Raw genomic sequence first — 7521 nt, 5'->3', positions numbered from 1 at the left:
CGCTCCGGCGCGCCGACCCACGTCGGGGCGATCGTGGCCGCCAAGGACCGCAACAACGCGCTGAAGAACCCCTACGCCCACCTGCACAACGAGGGCACCACCGTGGAGTCGGTGCTGGCCTCGACGATGCTGTGGGACCCGATCCGCTACGACGAGACGTGCCCGTCCTCCGACGGCGCCTGCGCGCTGGTCATCGTGGACGAGGACACCGCGGCCGCGTCGCCCAACCCGGCGTGGATCCACGGCACGGTGATGCGCTCGGAGTCCACCTCGGCCGCCGAGCGCGACCAGGTCAACCCGCAGGCGTCGCGCGACGCGGCGGCCCACCTGTGGAAGCAGGCCGGCATCACCAGCCCGATCGACGAGATCGACATGGCCGAGATCTACGTGCCGTTCTCGTGGTTCGAGCCGATGTGGCTGGAGTCCCTGGGCTTCGCCGACGAGGGCGGCGGCTGGAAGCTGTCCGAGTCCGGCGAGACCGCCATGACTGGCCGGATCCCGGTCAACTGCTCCGGCGGCGTGCTGTCGTCCAACCCGATCGGTGCCTCCGGCATGCTCCGCTTCGGCGAGGCGGCCCTCCAGGTGCGCGGCGCGGCCGGCGAGCACCAGATCGACGGCGCTCGTAAGGCACTCGGCCACGCCTACGGCGGCGGCTCGCAGTTCTTCGCGATGTGGGTCGTCGGCGCGGACAAGCCCACCAGCTGAGGGCCCGTCCGGTGGCCTGTCTGAGGGCTCAGTAGCCCGGGAACACCTTCCGGAGGTCGTCGAGCGTCACGTTGCCGGTGACGTCGACGCCGGCCGGGGTGCGCTCGGCGCCGAGGCGTCCGGAGAGCAACCGCACGGCGGCCTCGGTCGGGCCGGCGAACGTCGCGGTCGGCGCGCTGGGCTCGGCGATGGTGACGCCGTCGCCGACCACGATGGCCCGGTCGCCGACCTGCACCTGGGCCGGGCCGCCGAGCTGGTCGGGCTTGGCGCTGAAGCCGAGCAGGAACGCCAGGGGCCCGGCGTACAGGTCGAGCAGGAGGTCGGCCGCCTCAGGGTCCAGGGCAGCGGTGTCGTCGAGACCGACGCCGACGTCCCAGGCGTGGGCGGCGACCTCGTTGAGGCGCATCCCGGCGGCCACGACGAGCGGCACCGGCTCGGGCAGGAAGCCCAGGTCGACCGTCATCGCCGAGCGCTCGTCGGCACCGATGCCCTCGAGCAGCTCGACGAGCGCCTTGTCCTGCTCGACGAACGCGTCGGCCTGCTCGCGCGGCGAAGCGGCGTTCCAGCGGTCCCAGATCGCCTGGTTGTCGGGCTTCTCGGCGTCGGGGTCGACGGAGGCGATGATCGTCGCGCGGCTGATCTCGGCGCCGCTGCCGAGGTGCGACAACGTGTCGGCCAGCGTCCACTCGGAGGCACCGCTGGGTCCGGTGAGCTGGTCCTCGCTCAGCTGGCGCACGGTGGCCGCGAGCTGGTCGTGGTGGTGGCGCAGGGAGGTGACGATGCGGGCGACGTTGTCGGTCATGTCATCGAGCGTAGTTGCCCGGGCGGCCGGCCCCGATGCCTCATCGGCGAACGTCGAGGTCCGCGAGGTCGTCGTCGTCCAGCACCAGGTCGGCGGCGGCCAACGCGGAGTCGAGCTGCCCGAGGGTGCTCACGCCGGCCTCGACGAGGCGGTCGAGCATCACGAACGAGGTGGCCCGGTCGGTGCGGGGGCCGACGTGCATCGTGCCGAGAGCCAGGTGCATGCGGGCGATCCTCGGCAGGTCCGTAGGCTCGGTGCGTGATCGAGTTCCGTACCCCCACCCAGATCGAGCAGATGCGTCCCGCCGGGAGCTTCGTCGCCTCGGTGATCACAGCGCTCGGCGAGAAGGCAGACGTCGGTGTCAACCTGCTCGAGCTCGACGAGCTCGCCCACCAGATGATCCGCGAGCGCGGCGCCGAGTCGTGCTACATCGACTACCACCCCTCCTTCGGCGCGATGCCCTTCGGCAAGGTGCTGTGCACGTCGGTCAACGACGCGGTCCTGCACGGGCTCCCCCACGACTACGTCCTCGCCGACGGCGACCTGCTGTCCGTCGACTTCGCGTGCAGCGTCGACGGATGGGTCGCCGACTCGGCCTACTCCAAGGTCGTCGGCACGGCCCGCCAGGAGGACCTCGACCTGATCGAGACCACCGACCGGGCCCTCGCGGCCGGCATCGCTGCCGCCCAGCCCGGTGGGCGCCTGGGCGACATCTCCGCCGCCATCGGCGACGTGGCGCGCGCCGCCGGCCTCAAGGTCAACCTCCAGTTCGGCGGCCACGGCGTCGGCCGGACCATGCACGGCGACCCCCACATCTCCAACGACGGCCGCGCGGGTCGTGGCCTCAAGCTCAAGCCGGGCCTGGTCATCGCGATCGAGCCGTGGTTCCTCCACACCACCGACGAGATCCACATCGACCCCGACGGCTGGACGATCAAGAGCAACGACGGCTCGCGCGGCGCCCACATGGAGCACACCGTCGCGATCACCGCAGACGGGCCGCTGGTCCTCACCGCGCGCGACTGACCCGGCGGGCACGGCTCGGCCCCGAGGCATGCGGGTTTGTCACCAACCGCAGGTCCCGGGGCCGATTTCTTGCGGTTGGTGACCAATCCGCATGTCCCCGGCACCCCGGATAACGACGACGCCCCGGCCGCGATGGCCGGGGCGTCGTCGAACGAGATGGGTCGATCAGGCGTACGTGACCTGCAGCTCCTTGATGCCGTTGATCCAGCCGTGGCGCAGTCGCTTGGGCTCCTCGAGCTTGGTGATGTCGGGAGCGTGGTCGGCCAGCGCGTTGAAGATCAGCCGGACTTCCTGGCGGGCGAGGTTGGCGCCGATGCAGTAGTGCGCGCCGTGGCCGCCGAAGGCGACGTGGGGGTTGCTCTCGCGGGTGATGTCGAAGCGGTAAGGGTCCTCGAAGACGTCGTCGTCGAAGTTGGCGCTGGCGTAGAACAACCCGACGCGCTCACCCTTCTTGACGGTCACGTCGCCGACCTGGACGTCATGGTGGGCGGTGCGCTGGAAGGAGATGACCGGCGTGGCCCAGCGGATGACCTCGTCGACCATCGTCTCGGGGCGCTCCTTCTTCCACAGCTCCCACTGGTCGGGGTTGTCGAGGAAGGCGTTCATGCCGTGGGTGATGGCGTTGCGCGTGGTCTCGTTGCCGGCGACGGTGAGGATGATGACGAAGAAGCCGAACTCGTCGTCGGTGAGGCCGCGCCCCTCCTTGTCGGCGTGCACGAGCTTGGTGACGATGTCGTCGCGCGGGTTGGCCTTGCGGTCAGCGGCCATGCCCATGGCGTAGCCGAGGATCTCCGCCGCGGCGACGTCGGGCTCACCCGCGTAGTCAGGGTCCTCGTTGGCCAGCATCTGGTTGGACCAGTCGAAGAGCTTGCGACGGTCCTCCTGGGGCACGCCGAGCAGGTCGGCGATCGCCTGCAGGGGCAGCTCTGCGGCGACCTCCTCGACGAAGTTGCCGGTGCCGCGGGCGACGGCGTCCTTGACGATCTGCGCAGCGCGCTGCTCCATCAGCTCCTCCAGCGCGTTGATCGCGCGCGGGGTGAAGCCGCGCGACACGATCTGCCGCGTCGAGGTGTGCTCGGGCGGGTCCTGGTTGATGAGCATGACGCGCTGCATCTCGACCTGCTCGCGCAGCATGCCCTCCTGGAAGCGGATGATCGCGCCGTTCTCGGCAGTGCCGAAGTTCTTGCTGTCCTTTGAGATCGCCGAGACGTCCGCGTGCTTGGAGATGGCCCAGTAGCCGGTGCCTCCCTCCATGCCGTGGCGCGAGGTCTCGGGCTGCTCGACCCAGTGGACCGGCGCCTTCTGGCGCAGCGCCAGGAACTCGTCGTGCGGGATGGAGGCCCAGTTGACGTCCGGGTCGGTGAAGTCGAACCCCTCGGGGATGACGTCGGTCGTAGTCACAGCAGTTGCCCTCTCGATTCTGGAACACGTTCTACCCGACTGAGACTACATACTCTCGGTATATCCGGAAAGGCTTTCGTGGACGATTCGTCGCCCAATCTGCGACGGCGGTCACGCCTGCCTTGCCGAAGAACAAGAACGTGTTCTAGTTTGCTCCCATGGGTACCCCTGTGATCGTCGACGCCGTCCGCACTCCCCTGGGCAAGCGCAAGGGCTGGTTGGCCGGCATCCACCCCGCCACGCTGCTCGGCTTCGCCCAGCGCCAGGTCCTCGAGCGCGCCGGGGTCGATCCGATGCTGGTCGAGCAGGTCGTCGGCGGCTGCGTCACCCAGGCCGGCGAGCAGTCCAACGACATGATCCGACGTGCCTGGCTCCACGCGGGCCTGCCGCAGCACACCGGGGCGACCGCCGTGGACGCGCAGTGCGGCTCGGGCCAGCAGTCGGCCCACCTGGTCCACGACATGATCGCCGCCGGCACCATCGACGTCGGCATCGCCTGCGGCATCGAGTCGATGTCGCGCATCCCGCTGGGCGCCAACGTCCCGGCCGGGATGGGAGACCCGCGGCCCGAGGACTGGTCGATCGACATGCCCAACCAGTTCGAGGCGGCCGACCGCATCGCCCGCAACCGCGGTCTGACCCGCGCCGACCTCGAGGCCTTCGGTCTCACCTCGCAGCAGAAGGCCCGGATCGCCGTCGACGAGGGGCGCTTCAAGCGCGAGATCGCCCCGATCGAGGCTCCCGTGCTCGACGCCGAGGGCAACCCGACCGGCGAGACCCGGCTCGTCGACACCGACCAGGGGCTGCGCGAGACGACCCTCGAGGGGCTCGCCTCCTTGAGGTCGGTGCTGCCCGACGGGCTGCACACCGCCGGCACGTCCTCCCAGATCTCCGACGGCGCCTCGGCCGTCCTGATCATGGACGAGGAGAAGGCGCGCTCCCTCGGCCTGACCCCGCGCGCCCGGATCGTCAACCACTGCCTGGTCGGCTCCGACCCCTACTTCCACCTGGACGGCCCGATAGCGGCGACCCAACGGATCCTCGACCGCACCGGCATGGCCATCTCCGACTTCGACCTCTTCGAGGTCAACGAGGCCTTCGCCTCCGTCGTCCTGTCGTGGGCCGGCCAGCACCAGGTCGACCTCGACAAGGTCAACGTCAACGGCGGGGCCATCGCGATCGGTCACCCGGTCGGCTCCACCGGCACCCGGCTGATCACCACCGCCCTGCACGAGCTCGAGCGCCGCGACCAGTCCACGGCACTGATCTCGATGTGTGCCGGCGGCGCCATGGCCACCGGCACGGTCATCGAGCGGATCTGAGGCGAGCCGTCCGCGCCTCCCGCCACAGCTGGCCGAAGAAGCCGGCGTAGGTCACGTAGGCCGACCGGCCATCGACACGCACCACGAGCTCGTCGTGCCCGCGTGACGGCGACCACCAGTTCTCCGACCCGGTCCAGACCCGCTGGACGCGGCCGCGCGCCCCGTCGTACGACGCCGCCAGGAACTTCAGGTGGCTGTAGCGGTGCGGTCCGAACCACGCGCTCTCGACGCGTACGCCGCCCTCCCGCAGCACCGCGCTCACCCGCGGGCCGAAGGGCGAGCTGACGACGGCTGCGACGTCCGCCCCCGCACGACGCCGATCGACCAGGGCATGGGCGATCCTGACGCCCCGCGGGTCCTGCCAGTTGGACTGCGCCACCCGGATCACGGTGCCCGGTCCGGGCAGCGATCGGATCCGCTCGACGACCGGGTCACGCTGCGTCGGCGAGGTCCACGGCAGGAAGGTCGCCGCGACCCCGCCTCCGAGCTCGACATGACGGTAGGGACGCCGCACGGACCGGTCGCGGGCCTGCTGCTCGAACACCCGGCCCAGCGCCTGGTAGAGGCGGTGGTGCCCGATCAGCTCGACGGCGTCGTTGTACTGGTCGGTCTCGGCGACGTCGGTGGCGTTGGCCGTGGTCACGATGCTGATCCAGCGCTCGCTGCCCGCGCGGGAGAAGGTCCACGACTTCTGGTGCAGGTTGGCCTCCAACCCGTCGAAGGAGTCCCCGCTGCGGGCGGAGCCGCGCACGCAGCGCGCCCAGGACGCGTCCGGCAACCCGGCAGCGAGGGCGAGGAAGGCCGGCTCCGCACAGGAGATGCCGCCGACGAGGACCCGCACGCGGACTCCCCGGCGGGCGGCGTCCAGCAGGGCCGTGGTCATGACGGCGCTGCTGTAGGTCCAGACGACCCCGCGCACCACCGCGCCCGGCGGCGCCTGACGCAGGTGCGAGGTCAGCAGCGAGCGGACCCGTCGCTCGCCCGGCCGGTCGAGCACGGCACGCATCCGCACGGTCGAGCGCCTCTCCGACGCCGTCGGTGGCGCACCGGCTCGCAGCCCCACGACCGGCGAGGCGGAGGGCGCGCCGGCCGGGGCCGCCGCCGGTGCGGGGACGACAGCGCTGGCGATGAGGACGACCGCACAGGAGGCGGTTGCGAGCAGGAAGCGCCAACCGGGACGCGACGACATGGATCTCCTGGGACGACGAGGCACCGGCCGCTCGCGCGACCCTGTCGTTCCTCGACGTTAAGGAGCCGACCTGTCCGTCAGCCGTCCTGGGACCGACGCCCGGGCGACAGGGGGACGACAGCGAGCACCCGCTTCCGGGACGTCCCGCCTCAGTGGTCGTCCCAGACGTCGTCGAAGAACCGCACGTAGGCCCGGTGCGCCCCGGGCGTCGTCAACCCGAGGACCAGCTCGTCGTGACCGCGCGAGGGGCCCCACCAGTTCTCCGAGCCCGTCCACACCCGGGTCTGGCGACCGCGGGGCCCGTCGTACTCGGCCGTCATGAACTTGAGGTGGTGGTAGCGCCGGGGTGAGAAGTACGCCGTCTCGAGACGTGCGCCGGCGTCGACCAGGAGGCTGCGGATCACCCGGGCGAACGGGCGACTGGTGAGCACGCGGACGCGGGCGCCGGCCTCGAGCTTGCGGACCAGCGCGCGGGCGATGCTGACCCCGCGCGCGTCCTGCCAGTTGGACGTGGCGATCCGGATGACCGCGCCTTGGGGTGGGATCGCGCGGATCCGGGAGACGACGGGATCGCTCATGCGCGCCGAGTCCCACGGGGAGAAGGCCACCGTCATGTCCCCCGCCCGGTGCGTGCGGAACGGACGGGTCAGCGGTCGGTCGCGTCGCTGCTGGTCGAACACCTCGCGGAAGCGCTCGTGGAGCGCCCGGTTGCCGACGACCTGGTAGGCGTCGTTGTACTGGAAGGTGTCGGCCATCGGGGTCGCGTTGGCCGAGGTCACCAGGACGACCCAGCGACCGGTGCCGGTGCGGGTGAACGTCCACGACTTCTGGTGCAGGCCGGTCTCCTGTCCCGCGAAGGTCCCTCCGCCCCGGGCGCTGCGATAGCTGCAGCCGGCCGTCGAGCGCGACGCACGTGCCAGGTCGCGGCGCAGCAGGCGGAAGGCCGGCTCACGACACGAGATCCCGCCGACGAGCACCTGGACGCGGACTCCCCGCCGCGACGCCGTGACCAGCTCGCGGGCCAACGCGCGACTGGTGAGCTTCCACATCACCACGCGCACGGTCGAGCCCGCGTG

Annotated in this window: 8 protein-coding genes; 3 read left to right on the top strand and 5 right to left on the bottom strand. The window is 71.1% G+C overall.

Annotated elements, in window-relative coordinates:
- Window positions 1-705 (top strand): thiolase C-terminal domain-containing protein (locus RMN98_RS20905; RefSeq protein WP_397210433.1); only part of this gene is annotated, 705 nt, incomplete at its 5' end.
- Between the two features lie 28 nt (window positions 706-733).
- Here the strand turns inward: RMN98_RS20905 and RMN98_RS20900 are convergent.
- Together RMN98_RS20900 and RMN98_RS20895 are read right to left on the bottom strand one after the other, a co-directional pair.
- Window positions 734-1507 (bottom strand): maleylpyruvate isomerase family mycothiol-dependent enzyme, encoded by a 774-nt coding sequence (locus RMN98_RS20900; RefSeq protein WP_309650755.1) that lies wholly within the window; start codon window positions 1505-1507, stop codon window positions 734-736.
- Window positions 1508-1547: 40 nt separating this feature from the next.
- Window positions 1548-1730, bottom strand: coding sequence for a hypothetical protein (locus tag RMN98_RS20895; RefSeq protein WP_309650754.1), 183 nt, complete (start codon window positions 1728-1730; stop codon window positions 1548-1550).
- Between the two features lie 35 nt (window positions 1731-1765).
- Here RMN98_RS20895 and map point away from each other — a divergent pair, with 35 nt between their 5' ends.
- Entirely contained in the window at window positions 1766-2533 is a 768-nt protein-coding gene (gene map / locus RMN98_RS20890) for a type I methionyl aminopeptidase (protein ID WP_309650753.1), read from the top strand.
- A 165-nt stretch (window positions 2534-2698) separates the two neighbouring features.
- On the opposite strand, the gene RMN98_RS20885 is transcribed toward map, so the two are convergent.
- Window positions 2699-3934 (bottom strand): cytochrome P450, encoded by a 1236-nt coding sequence (locus RMN98_RS20885; RefSeq protein ID WP_309650752.1) that lies wholly within the window; start codon window positions 3932-3934, stop codon window positions 2699-2701.
- Window positions 3935-4092: 158 nt separating this feature from the next.
- Here RMN98_RS20885 and RMN98_RS20880 point away from each other — a divergent pair, with 158 nt between their 5' ends.
- Window positions 4093-5256, top strand: coding sequence for a steroid 3-ketoacyl-CoA thiolase (locus tag RMN98_RS20880; protein ID WP_309650751.1), 1164 nt, complete (start codon window positions 4093-4095; stop codon window positions 5254-5256).
- Here the strand turns inward: RMN98_RS20880 and RMN98_RS20875 are convergent.
- Both RMN98_RS20875 and RMN98_RS20870 read right to left on the bottom strand, forming a co-directional pair.
- Window positions 5240-6445 (bottom strand): hypothetical protein, encoded by a 1206-nt coding sequence (locus tag RMN98_RS20875; RefSeq protein WP_309650750.1) that lies wholly within the window; start codon window positions 6443-6445, stop codon window positions 5240-5242. The genes RMN98_RS20880 and RMN98_RS20875 overlap by 17 nt on opposite strands.
- 149 nt (window positions 6446-6594) lie before the next feature.
- The coding region (locus tag RMN98_RS20870) for a phospholipase D-like domain-containing protein (RefSeq protein WP_309650749.1) at window positions 6595-7521 on the bottom strand (927 nt) is incomplete at its 5' end.

Origin of the sequence: Nocardioides sp. (assembly GCF_031397825.1) — a bacterium.
In the GTDB taxonomy this organism is placed as follows: Bacteria; Actinomycetota; Actinomycetes; order Propionibacteriales; family Nocardioidaceae; genus Nocardioides.
Note: the sequence above shows the minus strand (reverse complement) of the source record. Positions and strands in the feature narration are given on the sequence as shown.